This window comes from Acidovorax sp. K2F (assembly GCF_025246485.1).
Taxonomy (GTDB): Bacteria; Pseudomonadota; Gammaproteobacteria; order Burkholderiales; family Burkholderiaceae_C; genus Acidovorax; species Acidovorax delafieldii.
Genome location: NZ_JAOBSQ010000055.1, coordinates 64,930 through 89,053 on the forward strand (window position 1 = coordinate 64,930; position 24,124 = coordinate 89,053).

Here is a 24,124-nt window from a genome sequence, read left to right on the forward strand (position 1 = left end):
GGAAGACGAAAAGGAACATGCCCATGCTGAACACCCAACCGAACCTGCAGGCCTGCGACGATTTTTATGAAGCGCTGATTGCGGCGCACCAGGGCCTGTCCACGCCCGAGAGCCACGCCATGAACGCTCGCCTGGTGCTGCTGCTGGCCAACCACATCGGCGACCAGGCCACGCTGCAGCACGCGCTGCAAATGGCGCGCGGCAGTGCCGTGCCCACGGTCGACCGGCGCACCACTCCGGCCATCACGCCCGTGGTGCCCACCCACGCGGTGGCGGCCTAGCCCGCACCTTTTCACCTGGCACTTCAGCACCGCGCAGACGGTGCGGGGTCCGACCCGCCTTGAACTTTGACCACTACGGAGACAACACCACCATGCAGCGCAAACATTTCCTCGCCACCTTTGCGGGCCTGGCACTGGCCACCACACTGCCCCTGGCCCAGGCCCAGGATTCCAAGCCGCTCGAATGGGTGGTGGGCTACGCGGCGGGCGGCGGCTCGGACATCGTGGCGCGCACCATTGCCGAGTCGATGTCGGCCACGCTGGGCCGCCCCATCATCATCAACAACAAGCCCGGCGCGGGCACCAACATCGCCGCAGAGTACGCCGCGCGCAACAAGGACTACGGCAACCTGATGTTCTCGGCCGACTTCGCCACACTGGCGGCCAACCCGTTCCTGTTCAGCAAGCTCGCCTACAACGCCGAAAAGGACTTCCAGCCCGTGGGCCTGCTGGTGCGCTTTCCGATGTTTTTGGTGGTGTCCAACAGCGTGCCAGCCAAGAACCTCAAGGAGTTCATGGCCTGGGCCAAGGGCCAGGCCGATGGCGTGAACTGGGCGTCGGCCGGGCCGGGCAGCCCGCACCACCTGGTGGGCGAGCTGTTCCGCGAGCAGAGCGGTCTCAGGCTCACGCATGTGCCCTATCGCGGCGCAGCGCCGGCCATCCAGGATGTGATTGGCGGCCAGGTGCCTGCGATGTGGATCGACAGCGCCACGGTGTACCCGTTCCTCGCGGGCAACAAGGTGCGCGCCATTGGCGTGGCCAGCCCGCAGCGCGTGACCACCATGCCCGATGTGCCCACGATTTCCGAGCAGGGCCTGCAAGGGTTTGAAGGTTTTGCGTGGCAAGGCCTGGTGGTGCCCACCGGCGCGCCGGCCGATGTGGTGGCGAACTTCAGCAAGGCACTGCAGACCGCCCTGGCCGATACGCGCACCAAGGCGCGCCTGCAGGCACTGGGTGTGGAGCCCATGCCCGGCACCGCCGCCCAGATGGGCAGCTTTGCGCGCACCGAGCGGGAGAAGTGGGGGCGGGTCATCACCAAGGTGGGCGTAAAACTCGACTAACCCCCCAAGCGGCTGCGCCCCCCCTGCGGGGGCGCCCACGTTGCGGGCCGAATACGGGGCTCAGCGGCTGCGCGCCAGCCTTCGCTTGCGGTGCAAGGCGGGCGCGAGCCACAGCAGCTGCACCGTCACATAACCCAGCACTGCGAGCAGCAGGCCCAGCGTGGGCAGGCCGATCAGCAGCGGCGTGCCCAGTGCCTGCATCCAGGTTCCCAGGGCCTGCACCGTGAACTCCCCACCCGGCGCCACGCTGCTCCAGGCGGGCAGGGTCTGCGCGCCGGGCATCACCAGCGCCCCGAGGTAGAAGGCCATGACATACAGCGGCACGGTGGTGAGCGGGTTGGTATAGAAGGTGGCCACGCCCCCGGCCACCACGTTGCCGCGCAGCCAGGCGCACACCAGCAGCGTGCCCGGGATCTGCAGCGGCCCTGGGATCAGGCCGCAGAACATGCCAGCCGCCACCCCGCGCGCCAGCGGCTGGCGCTGAAAGCGGAACAGCGCGCGCTGCTCCAGCCAGGGCTGGAACTGCGCCAGCCAGCTGCGGTCCAGCAGTTGCCGGGCCCGGGGTTCCAGGGCCCGCAACCAGCGGCGCAGGCGACACAGCGGCTGCATCATGCGACGAACGCTACCGCAGTGCCGGCGCCCCACAAGGTGGTGAGGCCCACCAGCAGGTTCACGTCGCGCGGCTCGTTCTCAGCGCGGTAGGCCATCGCAGTGGCTCCCACAAGGCCCAACAACATGCACAGCATCACCGATTCGATCAGATCCATGACTCAAGTCTCCGGGTTTGGCAGCGATCAGGCCTTGGGGGGCAGTGCGGGTGGGGCACCCTTGGCGGCCTCGCCCGAATTGCGCAGCGACAGGAAGATCGACCCGGCGATCAGCGTGGCCGTGACCAGCAACGCATAGCCAATCGGAATCTTCACAAAGTCGATGAGCAACATCTTGCCGCCGATGAAGACCAGGACCAGCGCCAGGCCGTAGGCCAGCAGGTGGAAGCGGTCGGCCAGGTCGGCCAGCAGGAAGTACAGCGCACGCAGGCCCAGGATGGCAAAGATGTTGGCTGTGAGCACGATGAACGGGTCGCTGGTGATCGCGAAGATGGCCGGAATGCTGTCCACCGCAAAGATGATGTCGGTCGTGCCGATCAGGATCAGCACCACGAACAGCGGGGTGTAGTGCTTGACGCCATTGATCATGGTCGAGAGCTTTTCGCCGTCGAACTGGTCGGTGATGCGGATGCGCTTTTTCAGGAACCTGAGCACCGGATTGGTGGCGATGTCAGGCTCCTGCCCGGCGGCAAACCACATCTTCACGCCCGTGACGACCAGGAACGCACCGAACACATACAGCAGCCAGTGGAAGGTGGCCAGCAGCCAGGCACCTGCCAGGATGAGCAGCGTGCGCAGCACGATGGCGCCGATGATGCCGATGATGAGCGCGCGCTTTTGGTACTGCGGCGGCACGGCAAAGTAGCTGAACAGCATCAGGAAGACGAAGATGTTGTCCACCGACAGGCTCTTCTCCACCAGGTAGCCGGTGATGAACTGCATGGACACCGTGTTGGCGATCTCGCGACCCTGGCTGCTGTCCAGGTACCACCACAGAATGGCTACGAACACAAAGGCCAGTGAGAACCACAACAGGCTCCAGCGCGCGGCCTCGCCCATGGTGACCTTGTGCGCGCCCTGGCGCTCCATGACCAGCAGGTCCACGCCTATGGCGATGACCACGAAGACGGCAAATCCCGCCCACATCCACCACGTTCCGATTGTTTCCATCGAGTTTCTCCAAAGATGCCCTCACACGCCCAGGCACGCCGGACGCCCAAGCCCCGGACTGTAGGGGCTGGGGTACTTCTTTAAAACCTGTGATCACAGTAGTATTGGTTCGGTTTTTACGAACCAAACACTTTTTTTACGGCCCCATCACAAAGAGATCATGAGCCAGAGCTTCAACTACCGCCATCTTTTCTACTTCTGGGTGGTCGCCAAGGAGGGCGGCATCGCCCGCGCCGCCGAGCGGCTGGACATGGCCGTGCAGACCATCAGCGCCCAGGTGCGCGAGCTGGAAAAGTCGCTGGGCGTGAGCCTGCTGCGCACCGAGGGCCGCAACCTGGTGCTCACCGATGCGGGCGTGGCCGCGCTGCACGAGGCCGACCACATCTTTGCGCTGGGCGAGCTGCTGCCCGTGCGCGTGCGCGAGGCCGCCAGCGGCCAGACGCTGCGGCTGAACCTGGGCATCTCCGACGGCATTGCCAAGCTGGCCGTGCACCGGCTGCTGACGCCCGTGCTGGACGAGCCGCACCTGCGCCTGCTGTGCCATGAGGGCGAGTTCCAGCCCCTGCTGGGCGAGCTGGCGCTGCACAAGCTCGATGCCGTGCTGGCCGACCGCGCCGCGCCGCCCAACCCGGCCCTGCGCACCACCAGCCAGCTGCTGGGCACGAGCGCCATTGCCTGGTATGCGCCCCCGCTGTGGGCCGAGGCGGCGGCCAACAACTTCCCGCACAGCCTGGCTGTAGTGCCCGTGCTGCTGCCCACCGACCACGCCGCGATGCGCGCACGCATCGACCACTGGCTGGAGCGCGAGCGCATCCGCCCGCGCATTGCCGGGGAGTTTGAAGACAGCGCCCTTTTGAGCACCTTTGCCGCCACCGGCATGGGCGTGATGCCCGCGCCGGTCTCGCTGGGCGAGCACCTGGCCCAGACCCACGGGCTGGTGCAGGTGGGTACCGCACCCGACGTGCAGGAGCAGTTCCACCTGATCTACAGCGCCCGCAAGGTGATGCACCCGCTGCTCACGCGGCTGCTGGAGGCAGGCCAGGGCGGAATGCTATTGAATTAATAGCTATCAGCATATACCGATCTGGCGCTTGGGGCCCAAAAGACGCAAAAATCTGGCGCAATGCCCTCGCAGGCCCCGTCAATCGCGCCCGGCCCGCTCGATGTGCTGCGCCGCCGATGCCGGGTCGGAAAAGCACAGTTCGTGGCTGCCCTGGCACTCCACCAGGCGGAACAAACCCAGCCGCTCCGACAGGCGCGGGTGCCACGGCAGGCTGTGGGGCAGCGCGGTGTCCTGCTGCGCGTTGAGGTAGCTCTTGCCCACCTCCAGCGCGGCCAGCGGCACGGGCAGCTGCGCCGGTTCGGTGAAGGTGCGATAGGGGTGGGGATTGAGCAGCGCATAGGTGCTTTGCGCCAGGGCCTCGTCGGCATCGTTGATGAAGGCCTCGCGCCAGATGGGGTACGGCAGCATCACGGCATTGCCACTGCTGGCTGCCACCTGGTCGAACAGCGCGCGGTAGTGGGGTGGCACCAGGTCGTTCAGGCACTCGCCCGGCTGCGGCACAAAGGCGTTCCAGTACACCAGGCGGCGGATGCGCCCGGGCAGGCGCGCAGGCATGTGGCTGATGACCATGCCGCCGTAGCTGTGGCCCACCAGCCGCACATCGGTCAGGCCCTGGCCTTCGATGAAGGCCGCCAGCGAATCCACCGCATCGGACAGGCCCGTGGCCGCGCGGTCGTCGCCGGGGTTGTTGCCCGCGAGCGTGGGGCAGTGCACGGTGTGGCCGCGCGCCCGCAGGTGCGTGGCGGTGGCTTCCATCTCGGCACCGGTGTGCCATGCGCCATGGACCAGGACATAGGTATCCGGCATGTGTGTGTCTCCTTGGGGTTGTGTTGCAGGACCGGGCAAACCGCCCTGCCGCTACCTTAGAAACACCGGGCGGCGCTGAATGGCCCGCGCGTGCCAGCCCGCTGTGCGGGGTGTGCCAAAGCTCCACCACCGGGCAGCACGGCAAGCCGAAGCCACAACGACCCAAAGGATGGGGAGACGGAATCAGCCGCCGCGCCGCCACTGCGCGGGCGACATGCCCATGGCGCGCTGAAAGGCGCGTGCGAAATGCGAAGGGTCGGCAAAGCCGCAGCGCCGCCCGATCTCGCCCACTGCCACATGGGCCAGCTGGGGGCGGCGCAGCAACTCGCCTGCACGCGCCAGGCGCAGTTGGCGCAACGTGCCCGCAAAGGTGTGGCCCTGTGCTGCAAACGCCCGGTGCAGGGTGCGCAGCGACACGCCCGCCTCCTGCGCCAGCGCGGGGGCTGAAAGGCTGGGCTGGTCGATGCGCGCCCGCAGCAGCGCGCACAGGTGGGCATGCAGGCTGCGCGCAGCGGTCGGCGCCGGTGGCTGGGGTGGCTCCAGCGCAGCGCACAGCAGCGCGCCCAGGTGGTCGGACAGCAATGCGGGCGGCAGGGCCTGCGCCGAGGCGGGGTCGCGCGCCAGCTGCACGGCCAGCGCCCCCAGGCTCTGGCCCCAGCCCTGGTCGCGCCAAGCCACGCGCGGCCCGGGCGCCTCGGCCTGCTGCAGCCACTGTCCCACCCAGGCGCGCGGCAGCTGCAGCGACACGCAGTGGACACCGTCGGGAAAGTGCAGTTCGTACGGTCGGGCCGAGTCCAGCAGCACCACATCGCCCGGCCGCAGGTGGGCCACATGGCCGTCCTGGCGCACATGCCATGCGGTCTCGGCCTGGCCGATCAGGTAGAAGGGCAGCTGGCGGCTGCGCGCAATGCCGGCGGGTGTGCGAAACACGTCCTGGGTAGAAGCCCGCACGCGGTTGATGGACAGCGTCTCCACCGGCAGGCTTTGCAGCTCGCCGCCAAACAGCGGTGCCTCGCGGGAGCTGCAGTCCATCTCCAGAAACGCCTCGCAGATCGCGCCCACCCAGTAGTCCAGGCGCGCGGGCGGCGCCACCACGTCGGTGGTCCACTGGCGCACAGCAGCGGGAGACGAGGGCGCGAAGGCGGCGGCGGGCATGGCGCCCAATCTACCGGCAAGCGGGCCGGGCAGGCAACAGGGCCAGCCCTCCCGCCCACACTCCTGACGACCTGCCCGCCAGGCTCAGCGCTGCGGCATGTCCTTGACCGAATACCCCAGGCTCACCGTGGCATCGTCAGGAATGGCGGGCATGGACACATTCCACGCCTCCCACGCGGCGCGCATGGTCTGCAGGCGTTCGGGCTCCACAGGCGCGCGGTTGGCGCGCTCGCGTTCGTCGTCGGCCAGGTTGAACAGGTAGTCGTTGCCATCCACGCGCAGGTACTTCCACACGCCCTGGCGCATGGCGCGCTGGCCCCGGTGGTTCATGCGCCAGAACAGCGGGGGCTCTTCGTGCAGGCTGGCATCGCGCAGCAGCGGCATCAGCGAGCGGCCGTCCAGCGGGTAGTCCGCATGCGCGGCGGCGCCTGCTGCGTCGAGCATGGTGGCGGACCAGTCCATGGTCATGCAGGTCTGCGCGCTCACGCCGCCCGGCGCAATCACCGCAGGCCAGTGGGCGATCCAGGGCACGCGGATGCCGCCTTCGGTCAGGTCCATCTTGCCGCCCACCAGCGGCCAGTTGTCCGAGAAGCGCTCGCCACCGTTGTCGCTGGTGAACACCACCAGCGTATCGCGCGCCAGGCCCTTTGCCTCCAGCAGCGCCATGATGCGGCCGATGCCCTCGTCCATGTGGTGGATCATGCGGCGGTAGGTCTCGATGTTGCCGCCGTGCAGGTGGAACAGGTTCGTCTTCACCTCCTGCGCCAGCGCCTCGTCGTCGCGCGTCTCCCAGGGCCAGTGGGGCGCGGTGTAGTGCAGGCTCAAGAAGAACGGCGTGCCGGCCTGCGCGCCCGGCGCCATGCGCTGCACATAGTCGAGCGCGTGGTCGGTGATGAGGTCGGTGAGGTAGCCGTCCTGCTGCTTTTCCTCCTCGCCCAGGTACAGGTCGTGGGCGCCATTGGAGCTGCAGTGGGTGAAGTAATCCACCCCGCCCGACATGGGCCCGAAGAACTCGTCATACCCCGAGCGCAGCGGCCCGAACGCAGGTGGATAGCCCAGGTGCCACTTGCCCATCAGCGCCGTGCGGTAGCCCGATGCGCGCAGCAGCGACGGCAACGTGGGATGCTCGGGCGGCAGGCCCAGGGTGGTGCTGCCCCGGCTTTTGCTGTTGATGGGTTCCTCGGCCGCGCCACGCAGGCGGTACTGGTAGCGCGCCGTCATCAGCGCAAAACGTGTGGGCGAGCAGACAGGCGAATTGGAATAGCCCTGCGTGAGCTTGAGGCCATTGGCCGCCAGCTGGTCAAGCACCGGCGACACGGGGCCAAACGCCGCGTCGCGCCCACCGTAGCAGCCCAGGTCGGCATAGCCGAGGTCGTCGGCGACGATGAAGATGATGTTCGGGCGGGGTGGTAGGGTCATCTCGAAATCCAGTTTCACTCAACATGGCGCGCAGTCTTCGCGACAGGCGGGGGCGGCAAGCAAGGGCCGCCCCACAGCGAGGCCGCCGTCTCCCTCCGGGGGAAGCGGCGCAGCCGCTCAGGGGGGCTTCCTTGCTATGGTTTGAAGCCCGAGCGCTGCACGACCGGCGCCCATTGCGCGCGGTAGGCCTTGAGCATGGCCTCGGTTTGCGCCATGGTCGCCACCACGGGCTCCATCTTGGCGGTCTCGAACTTGCGCTGCGTGTCCGGGTCTTTCATCACCTCCACGATCAAACCGGACAAACGTTCGGCCTGGGCCTTGGGCATGCTCATCGGGGCAAAGAAGGTGTTCCAGCCAGTGGCGGCCAGGTCCATGCCGCTTTCCTTGAAGGTGGGAATCTTTGCATCGAGCGGGCTGCGCTTGGCGCTCGACACGGCCAGGATGCGGATCTTGCCGGCCTCGTGCTGGGGCAGCAGGCTGTCAAACGTGTCGAACGCCACGGGCACCTGGCCGCCCAGCAGGTCGTTGAGCAGCGGCGCGGAGCCCCGGTAGCCCACCACCTCGGCGCGCACCTTGGCGGCGTCGCCCACCATCAGGCCAAAAAAGTGCGGCAGGCTGCCCGTGGCAGGCACGCCGAAGTTGGCCTTGTCGGGGTTGGCGCGCAGCCACGCCATCAGGTGAGGCAGTTCCTTGACCGGCACGGCACTGCCCACGGCCACGCCAAATTCATAGCTGTTGACATGGCTCACGGGGCGGAAGTCCCGCTCGGGGTCGTAGCCCGCATCGGGGAACACCAGGGGTGCCACCAGCATCACGGCGGGGTTGGCCAGCAGCAGCGTGGGCTGGTTGGCGGGCGCGGCCTTGACAGCCTGGGCCGACAGGCGGCCGCCCGCGCCGGTCTTGTTCTCCACGATCACGGGCGTACCGAGCTTGCTGCCCAGCTTGTCGGCCACGATGCGGGCCACGCGGTCGGTCGCGCCGCCGGGGGCGTAGCCCACCACGATGCGCAGCGGGGTGTCCTGGGCATGCGCCAGGGTGGCGCACAGGGCCAGCACGGCGGTCAGGGCAGAGGTGGCAAGGGTTTTCCACATGATCGGTTTCTCCAGCGTGGGCAGACGGGCCCGGCAGCAGGGCTGCCCGGGTTGATGGGCGCAATGTATTGGGCACACAATCAATTGATCTAATCAATCATCGCCCGGATATACCCTGATGCCCGCGCCTGCACCGGCCCCCCACCCACCCGCCGCACCCGGCCACCGGCTGGCCCACCCGCAGGCCGCCAACGACCTGCTGATGTACCGCCTCAATCGCCTGATCGCGGTGGCGGGCAGTCTGGTGGTGCGGCTGTGCGAAGGCGGCTACGGCATCACCCGCCGCGAGTGGGGGCTGATGATGATGCTGGCGCAGCACCCCGGCATGCCCCCGGCCGAGCTGGCCCAACGCCTCGGGTTGGACCGGGCGCGCACCTCGCGCGCCATCACCTCGCTGCTAGCCAAGAAGCTCATCACCCGCGACGCCATGCCTGGCGACCGACGCCAAGCCCGGCTGTCGCTCACAGCGGCGGGCCAGACCGTGCACGACGAACTGTTTCCGCAGGTCAAGGCGCTCAACCAGGAGCTACTTGCGGGCCTCAGTGCCGAGGCGGTGGCTGGGCTGGACCAGACCCTGGCCGACATGCAGCAGCGTGCCGAGACGCTGGTCGCCACCCGCACCGACGTGCCGCGCACCTACCGGCTGCGGGGCGGGCGGCATGTGGATTGAGGGGGTTTGCAGAATGGAGTTGCCCCAAAACGGGGAACCGGCGATATCCTCAAACCCGCCCTGAGCTACCCGCCCACGGCGCACCCGCGCTCCCCACGTCCCACAACGGCCCACGCACACCCAACGCCCACCCTCCATGTCCCAGCACTCGACCTCTTTGTGGAGCCCCTTGCGCCAACCCGCGTTCCGGGGCCTGTGGATTTGCGGCGGCATCTTTTTTGTGGGCAGCGGCATGCAGAGCATGGCGGCGGCCTGGCTCATGGTGGAACTCACGGGTTCGTCGTTCCTGGCAGCCCTGGTGCAGACGGCGGTGTTCATGCCCATGTTTTTGCTGGCCCTCCCTGCCGGCGTGCTGGCAGACACGACCGACCGGCGCCGGTTGATATCGGGCGCACTGCTGGCGCAGGCCGGGGCGTGCGCCTTGCTCACGCTGCTGACGCTGGGGGGCTGGAGTGGCCCGGCGTCGGTGCTGTTTCTGGTGTTCATCTGCGGCTGCTGCACGGCAGTGCTCACACCCGCGTGGAACTCGTCGGTCATCGACCCCGTGCCGCGTGACGAATGGCCCCAGGCCATCACCGCCGTGAGCATTGCCTACAACGCCGCGCGCGCTGTGGGGCCCACGATGGCGGGCCTGGTGTTTGCGCAGCTGGGCGCGGGCTGGGTCTTTGCCGTCACGGTGACCACCACGCTGGTGATGTGGGAGTCCATCCGCCGCTGGCCGCCCAAGGCGCACCCGCCCTCCAAGCTGCCCGCCGAACGCCTGTGGGGCGGCACCCTGAGCGGCCTGCGCTTTGCCTGGCACTCGCGCATGATCCTCGCTCAACTGGTGCGCGTGATGGCTTTCAGCGCAGCGGGCTCGGCCCTGTGGGCGCTGCTGCCGGTGATTGCGCAGCGCCAGCTCGGCACAGGTGCACAGGGTTTTGGTCTGCTCATGGGCTGCCTGGGCACGGGCGCTGTGGCGGTCGGCCTGGTGCTGGGGCGGCTGCGCGCGCGTTTTGGGCTGGAGGCCATCGTCGGCGCCGGTGGTGTGGTGTTTGCGGTGGCCATGCTGGTGGCGGCGCTGACCCACATTGCCTGGGTGGTCTACATCGCCATGCTGTTCGCGGGCGCTGCCTGGATGTCGGCCATGTCCACCTTTAACACCGCCACGCAGGCCAGCGCCCCGCAGTGGGTGCGCTCGCGCGCCGTGGCCATGCACATGGTGGCGGCGCTGGGCGCGTTTGCGATGGGCTCGGCCTTCTGGGGCGCCTCCTCGGACCTGATCGGACTCATGCCCACCCTGTGTGTGGCCGCCGCGCTCATGGGCGCGGGCCTGCTGCTGGCCCGCCCCATGCCGCTGCGCATGGGCGCGCTGCACGAGGTGACCCAGGCCACGCCCTGGGACGAACTCTTCATCGAGGCGGAGCCCCTGCCCGAAGCGGGGCCCGTGGCCGTGGAAGTGGGCTACCGCATTGCCCCCGGCACCGATGCTGCCTTCCTCGACACCATCAGCCGCATGAAGGCCCCGCGCCGCCGCGATGGCGCCACCTTCTGGCGCATCTACAAAGACCTGGGCGAGCCATCGCGCTATGTGGAGCGCTTCATCGTCGAGTCCTGGGCCGACTACTTGCACCAGCGCGCCCGCGCCACCATGGCCGACCAGGCCCTGGAGACCGAAGTGCGTGCGTTTTTGGCGCCGGGCGAAGTCGTGCGGATGTCGCACTACATTGCAGAGCGATAGATGCCCTTGAGCCGACCCGTCGTGGTTTCGGCTTGATGCGCGTCAATTTCCGCAGCCGGATCGGGTGCCGAGGCCGGCGGTCTGCCTGCGACAATCGCACCATGACCTTCGCCCCCCTTGCCAACGACACCTTCCTGCGCGCCTGCCGCCGCCAAGCCACCGACTACACGCCCCTGTGGCTCATGCGCCAGGCGGGGCGCTATCTGCCGGAGTACAAGGCCACGCGCGCCCAGGCGGGCAGCTTCATGGGCCTGGCCACGAACGTGGACTACGCCACCGAAGTGACCTTGCAGCCGCTGGAGCGTTTCCCACTCGACGCCGCTATCCTGTTCAGTGACATCCTGACCGTGCCCGACGCCATGGGCCTGGGCCTGTCGTTTGCCGAGGGCGAAGGCCCGCGCTTTGCCAAGGTGGTGCGCGACGAAGCGGCCGTGGCCGAGCTGGCCGTGCCCGACATGGACAAGCTGCGCTACGTGTTCGACGCCGTCACCAGCATCCGCAAGGCGCTCAATGGGCGTGTTCCTTTGATCGGCTTCTCGGGCAGCCCCTGGACACTGGCCTGCTACATGGTCGAGGGCAAGGGATCGGACGACTACCGCCTGGTCAAGAGCCTGATGTACGCCCGCCCCGACCTGATGCACCGCATCCTGGCCATCAATGCCGACAGCGTGGCCGCATACCTCAACGCCCAGATCGACGCGGGCGCACAGGCTGTGATGATTTTTGACAGCTGGGGCGGCGTGCTGGCCGACGGTGCCTTCCAGGAGTTCAGCCTGGCTTACACCAAGCGCGTGCTGGCACAGCTCAAGCGCACCGGCGTGGATGGCACCGATGTGCCGCGCATCGTCTTCACCAAAGGCGGCGGCATCTGGCTGGAGGACATGAAGGACATCGACTGCGAGGTGCTGGGCCTGGACTGGACGGCCAACCTGGGCAAGGCACGCACCATCGTCGGCGGCCAGGTGGGCGGCCCCGGCAAGGCGCTGCAGGGCAACATCGACCCCAACGTGCTGTTTGCGCCGCCTGCGCAGATCGTCACCCAGGTGCATGCCGTGCTCGACAGCTTTGGCAAGCCCCACACCGACCGCAACACCACCGGCCCCACGCACATCTTCAACCTGGGCCACGGCATCAGCCAGTTCACCCCGCCCGAGCATGTGGCGGCATTGGTGGAGGCTGTGCACAGCCACTCGCGCGCGCAGCGCCAGGGCTGACACCCCGGGCGAGGCATCCAGACCGCCCGGCACGCCGCGCAGGGACCAGGTGATGGCAACGGAACACCCCGTACCGCCGCCAGCGGAGTCCCCCACTGGCCCGCAGGCACTGCCCGCCTCGGCCCTGCAATCCCCACCCGGCGCGCTCGCAGACTGCGTGCGCGCCTTTTTCTGGCGCGACCTGGGCCGCCAGCCGCTATACACCCCGACGGACACGCGCGTGCCGCCCAGCCCCTACCCCGGCATCATCTGGCTCACGCGGGGCACGGCCCAGCTCGTGGAATGCGCGGGCGCGACCGCCGCAGCGGCCCTACCGGCCATCACGCTGTCGGGCGCCCACCGACATCCGTACCACTCGGTCTCCTCCCGTGATGGTGATTCGTTCTGCCTGGCGTTCCAGCCCGGCGCGCTCGGGCTGCTTACCGGGCAGGACCTTGCGCCGATGACCGACAGGGTCACGGACGCAACGACCTGGCTGCCCACAGCCTGGCACCCTTTCCTCGCGGCCGTCCACGCGGCGCCCGACCATGGGGTGCGCCAGGCGCTGTGCGTGGACTTCCTCACCCCACGCTGGGCGGCCGTGGCCGACCGGCATACTGCCTGGTTGGAGGTGTTGCGCCAGGCTTGGCAGCGCGGCGCACGCCAGGCCCTGGCCTCTGCGCTGGACTGGACGCCCCGGCACCTGCAGCGCCGCACCCGGCAGCTGGCGGGCCTGCGGCCTGGCGAGATCGAACGCATGCTGCGCGCCGAACATGCCCTGTTGGCCATGCGAGACGGCAACGCCGGTGCCCTCGATGCCGCCCTGCGCCATGGCTACGCCGACCAGGCGCATTTCAGCCGCGAGGCGCGCGCCCTGTTCGAAAAGCCCCCCGCAGCGCTGAAGGCCCACACCCAGCAGCCGGGCGACGATGCGGACTGGCTGCTGCGGCGCAGTTGAAGCCGCCGCCCGCTGGGGTCTGTCGATTACCGCTGGATCACCTGGGGCCGCTTGATCTTGGCCTGCAGCTGCAGGATGCCGTAGAGCAGCGCCTCGGCCGTGGGCGGGCAGCCGGGCACATACACATCCACGGGCACGATGCGGTCACAACCCCGCACCACCGAATAGCTGTAGTGGTAATAGCCGCCGCCGTTGGCGCATGAGCCCATGGAGATCACGTAGCGCGGCTCCGGCATCTGGTCGTAGACCTTGCGGATGGCGGGCGCCATCTTGTTGGTCAGGGTGCCGGCGACGATCATCAGGTCGCTATGGCGGGGGCTGGAGCGCGGGATGATGCCAAACCGGTCCAGGTCGTAGCGCGCCATGGCGGCATGCATCATCTCGACCGCGCAGCACGCCAGCCCGAAGGTCATGAACCACAGGCTGTCGGTGCGTGCCGCCTGCACCACCTCGTCCAGCCGGGCCAGCACAAAACCGTCGCGCTCCATGGTGGGCGCATCTGCCATGGGGGAAGAAGAGTAAGTAGCCATGGCGGCATCGTCGCCACAAGTCGCCGCGCCGTCTTGAAGCAAAGCGACATGGACCGCTGTGACACCAAGAACGCCAGACACTCCGGGCCCTGCGACAATCCCCGGGCATTTCGCAGCAGATCCGGCGTCCCCGCCAGCGCACTTATGCACAAAATTGGAGCATCCTCGTACCCGGCGCGACTTCGTACGGCGACTTGCAAACAAACCTCGTCACGACGCTAAGTGATTGATTTATATGGCATTAAATCCCCTGCTTTTTTGACAGGCAATCCAGCCAAAGCACGAATTGACAAGGACTTGCGGAGCAAACCCAAGGGATATCAACAAAGTTATCCACAGAAATTCTGAATTTCTTACAAATCCCCTGTCAAATCAAGCACTTGCAGGCCATATCGAAGAAACGCATGAACATGGACTCGCGCCGCTAGCACAAAAAGGGGGCAACCTGTCCTCTTGACGAAGTCCTGCTGTCCGACTTATGCACACAAAACGTGATGCAGCGCAACATGGAGACGCTGAATCGGCCTAGCACAAAAATCCGGGGCAAATTTCTTCAGATGATTGATTCATAACGATTTTTTTGGAGTGCTGTATTTCCGGGCAATCTGTTCGCAGCCAGCATTCATGCGGCTTGGGCGGGGGTCGGGACAGGATGTCAACAAAGTTATCCACAGAAATCCGGGATTACTCACACACCTACGGCAAATCAAGCACTTAGCCGCCAAAGCTCCAGATCACATCCACAACGCGCACTAAGCCTATCTCTCCTCCATAGCTCGTGTCTATGTCCTTCTCCCTCGTCCACGTTGCCCTGCAGACGCCATCGCACAGCGGGGTCGGCGACCTGCTGAGCTACACCAGTGAGCGCCCGCTCTCACCAGGTACGCTGGTGCGCGTGCCCTTGGGCACGCGCGAGGTGCTGGGCGTGGTATGGGACGCCGACGAAGCCCCCGGTGAGCTGCCCGATGGCGCCACGCTGCGCCCCATTGCAGGTGTGCTGGATGGCGTGGCGCCCCTGGATGCGTCCTGGCGCCGACTGGTGGGGTTTGCGGCGCGCTACTACCAGCGCGCCTTGGGCGAGGTGGCGCTGGCCGCCCTACCCCCCCAATTGCGGGACCTGGGCCCCGAGCAGTTGGCACGGCGGCTGCGGCGCCCGGCCAAGGGCGCAGGAGATGACTCACGCACTATTGAAAACATAGCACTCAGCGCAGAACAAGAAAGCGCCAGGGCCCGAATTTCCTCAGAAAAAGGGCCTTTCCTGCTGTTTGGCAGCACCGGCAGTGGCAAGACCGAGGTGTATCTGCGTTGCGTGCAAGAGATGCTGGAGGCCGACCCTGCCGCCCAGGCGCTGGTCATGGTGCCCGAGATCAACCTCACGCCCCAGCTGGAAGAGCGCTTTGCAGGCCGCTTCGCTCCGCGCTTCGGCCCCGGTGCCGTGGCGTCGCTGCACAGCGGCATGACCAACCCGCAACGCCTGGCCAGCTGGCTGGCAGCGCACAGCGGCAGCGCGCGCATCGTGCTGGGCACGCGCATGGCGGTGTTCGCCAGCCTGCCCGGCCTGAAGCTCATCGTGGTGGATGAAGAGCACGACCCCAGCTACAAGCAGCAGGAGGGCGCGCGCTATTCGGCCCGCGACCTGGCCATCTGGCGCGGACGCGAGCAGGGCGCGAAGGTGATCCTGGGCTCGGCCACGCCGTCGCTGGAGAGCTGGTACGCCAGCCGCCCGGCCACGGCCGAAGACCCAGAAGGTGGCCGCTACGTGCGGCTGCACATGCCCAGCCGCATTGGCGCCGGTGCCCTGGCCCGTGTGCGCCGGGTGGACATGAACCAGCAGCCCCGCCGCACCGTGTTCAGCGCGCCGCTGCTGCAGGCCATTACCGAACGCGTGGCGCGTGGCGAGCAGAGCATGATCTTGCTGAACCGCCGGGGCTACGCGCCCGTGCTGCACTGCGTGGACTGCGGCTGGAAGAGCGACTGCCCGCACTGCAGCGCGCACCAGGTGTTCCACAAGACTGACCGTACCCTGCGCTGCCACCACTGCGGCCACACGGTGCGCGTGCCGTTCCATTGCCCGGCCTGCGGCAGCCCCGACATCCACCCCATGGGCAAGGGCACTGAGCAGCTGGAGGAACAGCTCGGCACGCTGCTGCGGGAGGTGCTGCGGCCCGACCGAACGCCCGCCCGCATCGCCCGCATCGACGCCGACACCACCAAGGCCAAGGGCGCGCTGGAGGCCCAGCTGGCGCAGGTGCATTCTGGCGAGGTGGATGTGCTGGTGGGCACGCAGATGATTGCCAAGGGGCACGACTTTCGGCGCATCACACTGGTGGCTGCGGTGCAGCCCGACGGTGCGCTGTTCAGCAGCGACTTCCGCGCCGCCGAGCGGCTGTTTGCACTGCTGATGCAGGCAGCAGGCCGCGCCGGGCGCGACGCCGCCTACATGGCAGCACAAGCGGTGCATGGCACGCAGCCCGAGATGTGGGTGCAGAGTTTTCACACCCAGCACGCCGTGTTCGAGGCGCTGCGCAAGCACGACTACGAAGCTTTTGCCGCCCAGCAGCTCAAGGAGCGCGAAGAGGCCGCCATGCCCCCGTTCTCGTACCAGGCGCTGGTGCGGGCCGATGCGCGCACGCAAGAGGTTGCGCAGGGCTTTCTGACTGCGGCCACCGCCGCCGCCCACGCCACGCAGTTGCCGGGCTTGCCCGATGGCACGGTGATCCTGTTCCCGCCTGTGCCGCTCACGATCCAGCGCGTCGCCAATGTGGAGCGCGCCCAGATGCTGATGGAAAGCAGCAGCCGCACCACCCTGCAGCGCTTTCTGGCCGCATGGCAGCCGATATTGCAAGCCACACGCAGCCAGCCGGAGCACAAGGGGCTGATCCGCTGGCTGGTGGATGTGGACCCGCTGGCGATCTGAGGCGCACCCGCAGTCTGTCGCAGCGGCCAAAAACAAAGGGGGCTGCGCTTTTCAACGCGGCCCCCACGTCGTCAGAGCGTGGTTCGCCGTTTACAGCGCGCCGTCACCCAGCACGATGCCTTCACGGCGAGGGTCCACGCCGCCTTCCAGCCGGGTCTGGCCGTTGCGGTTGACCCGCATGATGGTGGAGACGCCGCTCGACTGCGCGGCATTGTTCACCGTGTGGCCCTTGGCCTTGAGGCCGTCGATCAGGCCGGTGAGGTCCAGCGCCGTGTTGGCACCATCCACGTTGGTGGTGGGGCTGTTGGTGGCGCCAAAGTTCACCAGCGATGTGGCTTGTTGAGCGTCTAGGTTCCAGTCCACCGCGCCGACCACGGTCTTGAGCACGTACTGGATGATGGTGCCGCCGCCGGGCGAGCCCGTAGCCATCACGAAATCACCCGGCTCCGTGCCCTTGAACACCAAGGTGGGTGCCATGGTGCTGCGGGGGCGTTTGCCGGGAGCCACGCGGTTGGCAATGGGCACACCCGCACCATCGGCCGGTTGCGCCGAGAAGTCGGTGAGCTGATTGGTCAGCAGAAAGCCGCCCACCATGTGGAACGAGCCCATGCTGGACTCAACCGTGGAGGTCATCGACACCACGTTGCCATAGGCATCCACGATGGAGAAGTGCGTCGTGCCGCGCTCCACCGTCTTGTCCGCGCCCAGAGGCACATCGCCCAGCGCCCCCGCAGACGCCGTTCCCAGCGACTTGCCGTCCGGCTGGATCAGTGCCGCGCGCTGCTTCAGGTAAGCCTTGTCCAGCATGGTGGACACACCCTTGCCGGGCAGTGGGATGAAGTCGGTGTCAGCCACGTACTTGTCACGGTCGGCATAAGCCAGGCGCTCCGCCTCGGATACCAGGTGCACACCCATCACGCTCGGCACGCCGCCTTCATTGGAGGGATTGGTGGGGCCGTGTTTGGAAAGGTCGAAATTCTCCAGAATGCCCAGCGCCTGCGCGATGGCGATACCGCCCGACGACGGCGGCGACATGGTGCAGACGTAGTAGCTCGCGCGGTAGGTGGTGCACACCGGCTCGCGCTTCTTGGCCTGGTAGTTCTTGAGGTCGTTCACCGTCATCAGGCTGGGGGTGATGGGCGTCTTGGCCGCATCATCGCCCACCGCCTGGGCTGCCTTGGCCACGATGGCCTCGGCCAGCGGGCCGGAGTACATCGCGTTGGCACCGCCGCTCGCCAGCGTGCGCAGTGTCTGGGCGTAGGGCAGGTTGGTCGTCACCGTGCCGGTGGCCTTGGGGGTGCCGTCGGCGTTGAAGAACGCGGACACCGCATTCGCGTCCAGCGCCAGGCTGGCGGCGTTGCCCTTGATCGCGTCGCCCATGCGGCCCGGAATGCGGTAGCCGTTGGTGGCCAGCTGGATGCCTTCGTCAAACAGCTTTTCCCAGCCCAGCTTGCCATGCTCCTTGTGGGCCATGTCCAGCATGCGCATCACACCCGGCACACCGATGGAGCGGCCACTGCGCCGGGCGCTGGGCACGGGCGCAGCGGACGAGGCATCACCCTGGTCCTGGCGCACCAGGTAGTAGCCGTTGGCGGCTGCGGGTGCGGTTTCACGGCCGTCGTACGCCACGACCTTCTTGGTGTTTGCGTCGTAATACATCATGAAGGCGCTGCCCGCCAGCGTGCTGGACTGCGGCTCCACAAGGCCCAGCACAGCCTGCACGGCTACGGCGGCGTCCACCGCAGTGCCGCCGGCCTTGAGCACGTCACACCCGGCTTTAGTGGCCAGCGGGGTGTTGGCCACCACCATGTACTTGCTCGATTGCTTGGCCTTGTAGCCCAGGCGGTAGCCCGATGCCGCCTCGGGCGCAGCCGGGTCGCCCGCCACGCCGGACCCCACCACCACGGCCGAGCCAGAGCTGGACACCACCGAGCAGCTCTGGGCATTGTTGTCCACGGCCAGGTCGTTGCCCGAGCCGCTGCCGCAGCCCGAAAGCACCAGCGCAACGGCCACGGGCGTGAGTGCCCACAGCGCGATATTCCTCTTCCTCATAGTGAATCTCCTGTTGTTGTCCGTTCGTGGGCATGGATTGACCACGTGGCATCGTCGGCGCAAAAAGCATGCCGTGTCGAATGTTTTTTCGTATCGTTTTCTCAAGGCAGCCATCTCAGGAAGGCAACGACAGGCAAGCCAAGGCGGCGGCACGACAGCGGCACGGCCACATTGTCTGGACGACGCCTGCGCGCGAGCCCCGCATGAAAAATCGAAGCAAATCCGGCGGTAGCGCTAGTGCATCATGCGCTGGTAGCTATCATTTTTGATAGTCCGAGTCCCCGCTCTGGCTTAGAGCCTGCACCTACACTGCCCCGTACCGCAGCAGGAGACCCCATGACCCCCGAACAATTTGCAGACGAACTGGCCCGCGAAGGCTTTGAGCCCGCCGTCACCGTGACCCGCGAAGCCGGGGGCATGCTAGGTGACCACACCCACCCGTTCGAGGCCAAGGCGCTGATCCTGTCGGGTGATATCCGCATCGCCACGGCTGCGTCAGAACGTGTGTACCAGGCGGGCGATGTCTTTCACCTGGCGGCCGAAGAGCCGCACTCGGAGTTCTACGGCATGCTGGGAGTGCAGTATCTGGTAGGGCGCAAGACACCCCCGGCGGCCTGACACCGCCGCACCGCAGCAGCCTGGCGGCTCAGGTCAGCAGCGCGACGGCGGCGGAGAAGCTCAGAAACGCCAGCGCAGTGGACACCAGAATGATGCGCGCCACCCGCCCGTTGTTGGCGCCGAATTTCTCGGCCAGCAGCGACACGTTGCTGGCGCTGGGCAGCGCCGCCAGCAGCACCATCACCGTGAGCGCAAAGGGCGTGAGCGGCACCCCCAGCGCCATGGCCGCCGTGCCTGCGCCCCACACCAGCAGCGGGTGCACCAGCAGCTTGGCAAGCGCCACCGGCACGTAGTCCCGTGCAGGGACCTGCTCGTGCTGGTTCATCTGCGAGCGGGCCAGCACGGCCCCAATGGTGAACAGCGCGACGGGCGAGGCCGCGTCGGCAAGCATGGCGATGGTCTTGTCCACCGGACCCGGCAACTTGAACTGCAGGGCCGATGCGAGCGCGCCCAGCGCAATCGACCAGGGCATGGGGTTGGTGGCCATGCCCCTGAAAGCGCTTTTCAGCGCCACGCCCACGCCGTGGGTGCCCGCCCCATCCAGGCGCGAGAGCGCAATACACAGTGAACTGGTGATGACCATGTCCACCACGATGGTGACGATGGCCGGGCCCGCGCTCTGGGCACCCAACAGGGCCACCAGCAGCGGCACACCCATGAAGCCCGTGTTCGGGAAGGCTGCGACGAGTGCACCAAAGGCCGCGTCGTTCCAGCCGATGCGCGCGTTGCGCGTAAGCGCCACCGTGGCGCCCACCATGACCAGCGCACACAGCACATACACGCCTGCCACGGCCGGGTCCAGCAGTTGGTGGATGGGTGTGCTGGCGCCAAAGCGGTACAACATGCACGGCAGCGCAAAGTACAGCACGAAGGCGTTGAGCCCCGGGATGGCAGGTTGCGGCAGCACGCCGCGCCGTGCGGCGAGGTAGCCACAGAGCACGAGAGCAAAGAAGGGGAAGGTGACGAGCAGGACGGACAGCACAGCCCGATTGTCCTTGTTGCGCCAGCAGCCAGGGTCTGCGGCGCCCGGGGTGGTCAGCGCAAAGTCAGGTGGGTGGGCTCGCGGGTGGCGAGCGCAGCCATCCGCTTTTTGTTATTGCTTGCGCTGAATGATGAGGTTGCGCTTGGCATCTTCCGGGTAGGCAAAGGTGATGGCGCCGTTCTTGACCATGCCCATGACCAGCATGTTGCGCGTGATCGCGTCCTTGTCCTGCGCGCTGAAGGGCTTGTCGTAGGTGGTGACCACGCCGTAGTAGGTCTTCATCTTGCCCTCCAGCGATTCCTTGATGGCCTTGCCGTTCAGGTTACCGTCGCGGATGCCGAGGAACGAGTACATCAGCAGATAGGTGGCGTCGTAGGCGTTGGCTGCCGCCATGGGCACGGCCACCTTGCCTTGGTACTTGCGGGTGTAGCTCGACAGGAACGATGCCCGGCGCTCGTTGCTGGGCTCGGCGATGAAGGTCTGCACCATGAGCGCGCCCTCGGCCGCGTCCTTGGCGCCTTCGAGGAAGAAGGGGAAGGACAGCGGCCACGGCCCCACCTGCGGCACCTTCCAGCCCAGCGCCTTCTTGCCGTTGGCAATGGTGGCGTTCTCCGGCCCCACGGTGTAGCTGTAGACCACGTTGGCACCCGCGTTGCGCGCCGCAGTCAGCTCGGCCGTCAGGTCCTTCACCCCCAGGTCAAAGCGCGCCACATGCACGGGCTTGAGGTTCTTGGCGGCCAGTGCGGCCACCACATCGTTGTAGCCGCCTTCGCCATAGCCGGTCTTGTCGGCAAAGATGGCGACCTTGTCCCAGCCGCGTTTGACGATGTCGTCCACCAGGAAGGGCGCCTGGATCGCGTCGCGCGCCTGCACGCGGAAGATGTAGCTGTCGGGCGCGGGATATTTGGCCGTCACGGCTGTGCCCGTGGCGCAGGGCACGATGAGCGGGCTTTTGGCGTCCTGGAACAGGTCGATGGCCTTGAGCGCCACGCCGGTGTTGCAAAAGCCAATGGTGGCGACGACCTTCTCGGCAAGCAGTTCCTGCGACACCTTGCGGCCTTGATCGGGGTCGGCCCTGTCGTCCTTGATGACCAGCTCCAGCGGGCGACCCAGGTAGCCACCCACGGCATTGATCTCGTCCACCGCCAGCTTTATGCCATTGAGCATGGGCACGCCAAAGTCGGCCGACGGCCCCGTGAACGGCCCCACCACGCCGATGCGCGCGGGGGCGTTGCCCCCCACCTGCGCATGCGCCACCCGTGGCAGCAACGCCGCACCCGCCAGCACACCGGCAGCCGCCAGGGCGGACCAGGCGGTCCATGCAGGCAGTGGCAACCGACGGCGACCCGCCCGGGGCGCGGCGGCAGTCAGAGCGATGAAAGGCGGGGTGGCAGGGTTCATGGCGGTGCTCGGTTCACAACACTCCCCTCCCGACAAAGGGAAGGACTCGCCAACCAGTATCAAATTGTGAAAACAAAGCCCCTAGCGGGGTTTCCCGGAGCACAGGGCCCGCGCGCGGGTCCGGCAGCGGCTCCGTCAGCAGCCTGTCAGGCGCTGGTCGCGCATGGGGCGGCGGCCGATACCCTCGCACCGTAGCCGCCGGGGGCGCGCCGGTATCATTGCGCCCTTGCGCGGCACACCCCTCGGTTTGCACCCCGCGCCCGTGGCGCCCACCGCCCCGCGCCCTGCCCGGTTTCCGCCCTCTGCCTCTTCCTGCCCTCACCCTCTCCATGTCTGCCGGTCTCAATCTCGCCCAGCTCCAGGCTGTCCACTACACCGACGGGGCCTGTCTCGTGCTGGCAGGCGCGGGCTCGGGCAAGACACGGGTGATCACGATGAAGATCGCCCACATGATCGAGAAGGGCATGGACCCCAAACGCATCGCGGCCATCACCTTCACCAACAAAGCCGCCGCCGAGATGCGCGAGCGCGCCAAGGGCCTCATCGGCCGGCGCGCCAAGGATGTGCTGGTGTGCACCTTCCACGCGCTAGGCGTGCGCATGGTGCGCGAGGACGGCCATGTGCTGGGCCTCAAGCCGCAGTTCAGCATCCTCGACGCCGATGACGTGACGGGCATCCTGAAAGAAGCCTCGGGTGGCACCACCGACATGGCCACGGCGCGCCAGTGGCAGTGGGTGATCAGCAAGTGGAAGAACATGGGTCTGACCTCCGAACAGGCCCTGGCCCAGGCGGCGGACGACAACGAACGCATCATCGCCACGCTGATGGCCCGGTATGAAGAGCGCCTGGCGGCCTACCAGAGCGTGGACTTTGACGACCTGATCGGCATGCCGCTGCGGCTGCTGCGCGACTTCCCGGAGGTGCGTGCCAAGTGGCAAGCGGCCCTGGGCCATGTGCTGGTGGACGAGTACCAGGACACCAACGCCACGCAGTACGAGCTGCTCAAGCTGCTGGTGGGCGAAAAGGGACATTTCACCGCTGTGGGCGACGACGACCAGTCCATCTACGGCTGGCGCGGCGCCACGCTGGACAACCTCAAGAAGTTGCCGGTGGACTACCCCCACCTCAAGGTCATCAAGCTGGAGCAGAACTACCGCTCCACCAGCGCCATCCTGCGTGCGGCCAACAACGTGATCGGGCCCAACCCCAAGCTGTTCCCCAAAACCCTGTTCAGTGAACTGGGCGAGGGCGAGCCGGTGCGTGTGGTCGATGCCGACAACGAGGAGCACGAAGCCGAGCGCGCCGTGGCCCGCATCCAGAGCCTGCGCGCGGCCAGCAACCCGCCGCCGGACTGGAAGAGCTTCGCCATCCTGTACCGCGCCAACCACCAGGCCAAGCCGTTCGAGAAGGCACTGCGCAAGGCCAACATTCCCTACAAGGTCTCGGGCGGCACGAGCTTCTTTGACCGCGCCGAAATCAAGGACCTGTGCGCCTGGTTCCGGCTGTGGATCAACAACGACGACGACCCGGCGTTTTTGCGCGCCATCACCACGCCCAAGCGTGGCATCGGCCACACCACGCTGGCATCGCTGGGGGCCTTTGCCACCCAGCACAAGCAAAGCATGTTCGGCGCGCTGTTCAACGGCATGCTGCCTGCCGCTGTCCCCAAGCGCGCCATGGACGGCCTGCACGAGTTTGGCCGCTACATCAATTACCTGGAGTACAGCGCCCGCCGCACCCATGGTGCCGAAGAGGCACGCGCCTTTTTGAACGAATGGCTCAAGGAAATTGGCTACGAGCAGCACCTGTACGACAACGAAGACAGCGAAAAAGTGGCGGCCGCCCGCTGGAGCAACGTGATGGAGTTCTGCGACTGGATGGCCCAGCGCGCGGGCGGGCAGATCGACGACACCGCTGGCGCCGTTGTGGCCAAGGAGACCAAGAGCCTGCTGGAGGTGTCGCAGACCATTGCGCTGCTGTCCACCATCAGCGAGCGCGAGCAGGAGCAGGACATGGTCACGCTCTCCACCCTGCACGCCAGCAAGGGGCTGGAGTGGCCGCATGTGGTGCTGGTGGGCGTGACCGAGGGCATGCTGCCCTTCAAGCTCGATGACGACGAAGGCCGCCAGCAGAAGGTGAGCGACGACGTGCTGCAGCGCCTGCAGGAGGAGCGCCGCCTGATGTACGTGGGCATCACCCGCGCCCAGCGCACCCTGGCCGTGAGCTGGACCAAGCGCCGCAAAAAAGGGCGCGAAATGGTGGCCGCACAACCAAGCCGCTTCATCGCCGAAATGGGCCTGGACAAGACCACCGCCCGCGAAGACCCGCGCGAGAAGCTCAAGGCCCTGCGCGCCGAATTTGCTGCCAAAGCCCAGGCCACCACTGCGGCCGCCAACCCGGCGCCCACTGCTTGAGAGCGCGTACGCAC

General features: G+C 67.1%; 21 protein-coding genes. 10 read left to right on the top strand and 11 right to left on the bottom strand.

What is annotated here, in order from left to right:
- The first annotated feature begins 23 nt into the window (after positions 1–23).
- The gene (locus N4G42_RS21635; protein WP_260668694.1) at positions 24–281 is read left to right on the top strand and encodes a DUF2783 domain-containing protein; all 258 of its coding nucleotides are present in this window, start codon (positions 24–26) and stop codon (positions 279–281) included.
- A 92-nt stretch (positions 282–373) separates the two neighbouring features.
- Positions 374–1,342 (top strand): Bug family tripartite tricarboxylate transporter substrate binding protein, encoded by a 969-nt coding sequence (locus N4G42_RS21640; RefSeq protein WP_260668696.1) that lies wholly within the window; start codon positions 374–376, stop codon positions 1,340–1,342.
- A 60-nt stretch (positions 1,343–1,402) separates the two neighbouring features.
- On the opposite strand, the gene N4G42_RS21645 is transcribed toward N4G42_RS21640, so the two are convergent.
- Genes N4G42_RS21645 through N4G42_RS21655 form a run of 3 tightly spaced genes read right to left on the bottom strand, consistent with a single transcriptional unit; the run spans position 1,403 to position 3,120 of the window.
- On the bottom strand, positions 1,403–1,954 hold the full coding sequence (locus tag N4G42_RS21645; protein WP_015015949.1) for a DUF2062 domain-containing protein: 552 nt from the start codon (positions 1,952–1,954) through the stop codon (positions 1,403–1,405).
- Entirely contained in the window at positions 1,951–2,109 is a 159-nt protein-coding gene (locus N4G42_RS21650) for a hypothetical protein (RefSeq protein WP_200947636.1), read from the bottom strand. The genes N4G42_RS21645 and N4G42_RS21650 overlap by 4 nt, the downstream gene beginning before the upstream one ends.
- Before the next feature lie 27 nt (positions 2,110–2,136).
- Positions 2,137–3,120 (bottom strand): TerC family protein, encoded by a 984-nt coding sequence (locus N4G42_RS21655; protein ID WP_146872094.1) that lies wholly within the window; start codon positions 3,118–3,120, stop codon positions 2,137–2,139.
- 160 nt (positions 3,121–3,280) lie between these two features.
- Here N4G42_RS21655 and N4G42_RS21660 point away from each other — a divergent pair, with 160 nt between their 5' ends.
- On the top strand, positions 3,281–4,183 hold the full coding sequence (locus N4G42_RS21660) for a LysR family transcriptional regulator (protein WP_056065575.1): 903 nt from the start codon (positions 3,281–3,283) through the stop codon (positions 4,181–4,183).
- A gap of 78 nt (positions 4,184–4,261) precedes the next feature.
- Here the strand turns inward: N4G42_RS21660 and N4G42_RS21665 are convergent, their stop codons facing one another.
- From N4G42_RS21665 to N4G42_RS21680, 4 genes are all read right to left on the bottom strand, one after another.
- Positions 4,262–4,990 carry an alpha/beta hydrolase gene (locus N4G42_RS21665; protein ID WP_260668697.1) on the bottom strand — a complete coding sequence of 243 codons (729 nt, stop codon included), beginning with the start codon at positions 4,988–4,990 and terminating at the stop codon, positions 4,262–4,264.
- A 183-nt stretch (positions 4,991–5,173) separates the two neighbouring features.
- Positions 5,174–6,145, bottom strand: a complete 972-nt coding sequence (locus N4G42_RS21670) for a helix-turn-helix domain-containing protein (protein WP_260668698.1) — start codon at positions 6,143–6,145, stop codon at positions 5,174–5,176.
- 84 nt (positions 6,146–6,229) lie between these two features.
- On the bottom strand, positions 6,230–7,564 hold the full coding sequence (locus tag N4G42_RS21675) for a sulfatase (RefSeq protein ID WP_260668699.1): 1,335 nt from the start codon (positions 7,562–7,564) through the stop codon (positions 6,230–6,232).
- A 134-nt stretch (positions 7,565–7,698) separates the two neighbouring features.
- The gene (locus N4G42_RS21680) at positions 7,699–8,655 is read right to left on the bottom strand and encodes a Bug family tripartite tricarboxylate transporter substrate binding protein (RefSeq protein WP_260668700.1); all 957 of its coding nucleotides are present in this window, start codon (positions 8,653–8,655) and stop codon (positions 7,699–7,701) included.
- 118 nt (positions 8,656–8,773) lie between these two features.
- Here N4G42_RS21680 and N4G42_RS21685 point away from each other — a divergent pair, with 118 nt between their 5' ends.
- The 4 genes from N4G42_RS21685 (at position 8,774) to N4G42_RS21700 (ending at position 13,196) form a co-directional block, all read left to right on the top strand.
- Positions 8,774–9,325, top strand: coding sequence for a MarR family winged helix-turn-helix transcriptional regulator (locus tag N4G42_RS21685; RefSeq protein ID WP_260668701.1), 552 nt, complete (start codon positions 8,774–8,776; stop codon positions 9,323–9,325).
- A 136-nt stretch (positions 9,326–9,461) separates the two neighbouring features.
- Complete coding sequence (locus N4G42_RS21690; RefSeq protein ID WP_099729143.1) at positions 9,462–11,045, top strand: MFS transporter; 1,584 nt, start codon at positions 9,462–9,464, stop codon at positions 11,043–11,045.
- A 101-nt stretch (positions 11,046–11,146) separates the two neighbouring features.
- Positions 11,147–12,259 carry a uroporphyrinogen decarboxylase gene (gene hemE, locus N4G42_RS21695; RefSeq protein WP_260668702.1) on the top strand — a complete coding sequence of 371 codons (1,113 nt, stop codon included), beginning with the start codon at positions 11,147–11,149 and terminating at the stop codon, positions 12,257–12,259.
- Positions 12,260–12,311: 52 nt separating this feature from the next.
- Positions 12,312–13,196 carry a helix-turn-helix transcriptional regulator gene (locus N4G42_RS21700; protein ID WP_260668703.1) on the top strand — a complete coding sequence of 295 codons (885 nt, stop codon included), beginning with the start codon at positions 12,312–12,314 and terminating at the stop codon, positions 13,194–13,196.
- Between the two features lie 26 nt (positions 13,197–13,222).
- On the opposite strand, the gene N4G42_RS21705 is transcribed toward N4G42_RS21700, so the two are convergent.
- Positions 13,223–13,684: a NuoB/complex I 20 kDa subunit family protein gene (locus tag N4G42_RS21705; RefSeq protein WP_369817519.1), complete on the bottom strand. Its 462-nt coding sequence runs from the start codon at positions 13,682–13,684 to the stop codon at positions 13,223–13,225.
- Between the two features lie 826 nt (positions 13,685–14,510).
- Here N4G42_RS21705 and priA point away from each other — a divergent pair.
- Positions 14,511–16,643 (top strand): primosomal protein N', encoded by a 2,133-nt coding sequence (gene priA, locus N4G42_RS21710; protein ID WP_260668704.1) that lies wholly within the window; start codon positions 14,511–14,513, stop codon positions 16,641–16,643.
- A gap of 90 nt (positions 16,644–16,733) precedes the next feature.
- On the opposite strand, the gene N4G42_RS21715 is transcribed toward priA, so the two are convergent.
- Positions 16,734–18,695, bottom strand: coding sequence for a gamma-glutamyltransferase family protein (locus N4G42_RS21715; RefSeq protein WP_260668705.1), 1,962 nt, complete (start codon positions 18,693–18,695; stop codon positions 16,734–16,736).
- A gap of 336 nt (positions 18,696–19,031) precedes the next feature.
- On the opposite strand from N4G42_RS21715, the gene N4G42_RS21720 reads away from it, so the two are divergent.
- Complete coding sequence (locus N4G42_RS21720) at positions 19,032–19,313, top strand: cupin domain-containing protein (RefSeq protein ID WP_056065545.1); 282 nt, start codon at positions 19,032–19,034, stop codon at positions 19,311–19,313.
- Positions 19,314–19,341: 28 nt separating this feature from the next.
- On the opposite strand, the gene N4G42_RS21725 is transcribed toward N4G42_RS21720, so the two are convergent.
- The gene (locus N4G42_RS21725; protein WP_056065542.1) at positions 19,342–20,295 is read right to left on the bottom strand and encodes an AEC family transporter; all 954 of its coding nucleotides are present in this window, start codon (positions 20,293–20,295) and stop codon (positions 19,342–19,344) included.
- A 111-nt stretch (positions 20,296–20,406) separates the two neighbouring features.
- On the bottom strand, positions 20,407–21,696 hold the full coding sequence (locus N4G42_RS21730; protein ID WP_108497659.1) for an ABC transporter substrate-binding protein: 1,290 nt from the start codon (positions 21,694–21,696) through the stop codon (positions 20,407–20,409).
- Between the two features lie 329 nt (positions 21,697–22,025).
- On the opposite strand from N4G42_RS21730, the gene N4G42_RS21735 reads away from it, so the two are divergent.
- A complete protein-coding gene (locus N4G42_RS21735) occupies positions 22,026–24,110 on the top strand; it encodes an ATP-dependent helicase (protein ID WP_260668706.1) in 2,085 nt (694 codons plus the stop codon).
- Positions 24,111–24,124: the final 14 nt, after the last annotated feature.

What these genes read in the sequence shown, in the direction of transcription:
- N4G42_RS21685 (WP_260668701.1), top strand. Translation starts at nt 8,774, where the DNA reads ATGCCCGCGCCTGCACCGGCCCCCCACCCACCCGCCGCACCCGGCCAC.
- hemE (WP_260668702.1), top strand. Translation starts at nt 11,147, where the DNA reads ATGACCTTCGCCCCCCTTGCCAACGACACCTTCCTGCGCGCCTGCCGC.
- N4G42_RS21700 (WP_260668703.1), top strand. Translation starts at nt 12,312, where the DNA reads ATGGCAACGGAACACCCCGTACCGCCGCCAGCGGAGTCCCCCACTGGC.
- N4G42_RS21670 (WP_260668698.1), bottom strand. Translation starts at nt 6,145, where the DNA reads ATGCCCGCCGCCGCCTTCGCGCCCTCGTCTCCCGCTGCTGTGCGCCAG.
- N4G42_RS21715 (WP_260668705.1), bottom strand. Translation starts at nt 18,695, where the DNA reads ATGAGGAAGAGGAATATCGCGCTGTGGGCACTCACGCCCGTGGCCGTT.
- N4G42_RS21705 (WP_369817519.1), bottom strand. Translation starts at nt 13,684, where the DNA reads ATGGAGCGCGACGGTTTTGTGCTGGCCCGGCTGGACGAGGTGGTGCAG.
- N4G42_RS21735 (WP_260668706.1), top strand. Translation starts at nt 22,026, where the DNA reads ATGTCTGCCGGTCTCAATCTCGCCCAGCTCCAGGCTGTCCACTACACC.
- N4G42_RS21675 (WP_260668699.1), bottom strand. Translation starts at nt 7,564, where the DNA reads ATGACCCTACCACCCCGCCCGAACATCATCTTCATCGTCGCCGACGAC.
- N4G42_RS21680 (WP_260668700.1), bottom strand. Translation starts at nt 8,655, where the DNA reads ATGTGGAAAACCCTTGCCACCTCTGCCCTGACCGCCGTGCTGGCCCTG.
- N4G42_RS21665 (WP_260668697.1), bottom strand. Translation starts at nt 4,990, where the DNA reads ATGCCGGATACCTATGTCCTGGTCCATGGCGCATGGCACACCGGTGCC.
- N4G42_RS21730 (WP_108497659.1), bottom strand. Translation starts at nt 21,696, where the DNA reads ATGAACCCTGCCACCCCGCCTTTCATCGCTCTGACTGCCGCCGCGCCC.
- N4G42_RS21640 (WP_260668696.1), top strand. Translation starts at nt 374, where the DNA reads ATGCAGCGCAAACATTTCCTCGCCACCTTTGCGGGCCTGGCACTGGCC.
- N4G42_RS21720 (WP_056065545.1), top strand. Translation starts at nt 19,032, where the DNA reads ATGACCCCCGAACAATTTGCAGACGAACTGGCCCGCGAAGGCTTTGAG.
- N4G42_RS21645 (WP_015015949.1), bottom strand. Translation starts at nt 1,954, where the DNA reads ATGATGCAGCCGCTGTGTCGCCTGCGCCGCTGGTTGCGGGCCCTGGAA.
- N4G42_RS21655 (WP_146872094.1), bottom strand. Translation starts at nt 3,120, where the DNA reads ATGGAAACAATCGGAACGTGGTGGATGTGGGCGGGATTTGCCGTCTTC.
- N4G42_RS21650 (WP_200947636.1), bottom strand. Translation starts at nt 2,109, where the DNA reads ATGGATCTGATCGAATCGGTGATGCTGTGCATGTTGTTGGGCCTTGTG.
- N4G42_RS21635 (WP_260668694.1), top strand. Translation starts at nt 24, where the DNA reads ATGCTGAACACCCAACCGAACCTGCAGGCCTGCGACGATTTTTATGAA.
- priA (WP_260668704.1), top strand. Translation starts at nt 14,511, where the DNA reads ATGTCCTTCTCCCTCGTCCACGTTGCCCTGCAGACGCCATCGCACAGC.
- N4G42_RS21660 (WP_056065575.1), top strand. Translation starts at nt 3,281, where the DNA reads ATGAGCCAGAGCTTCAACTACCGCCATCTTTTCTACTTCTGGGTGGTC.
- N4G42_RS21690 (WP_099729143.1), top strand. Translation starts at nt 9,462, where the DNA reads ATGTCCCAGCACTCGACCTCTTTGTGGAGCCCCTTGCGCCAACCCGCG.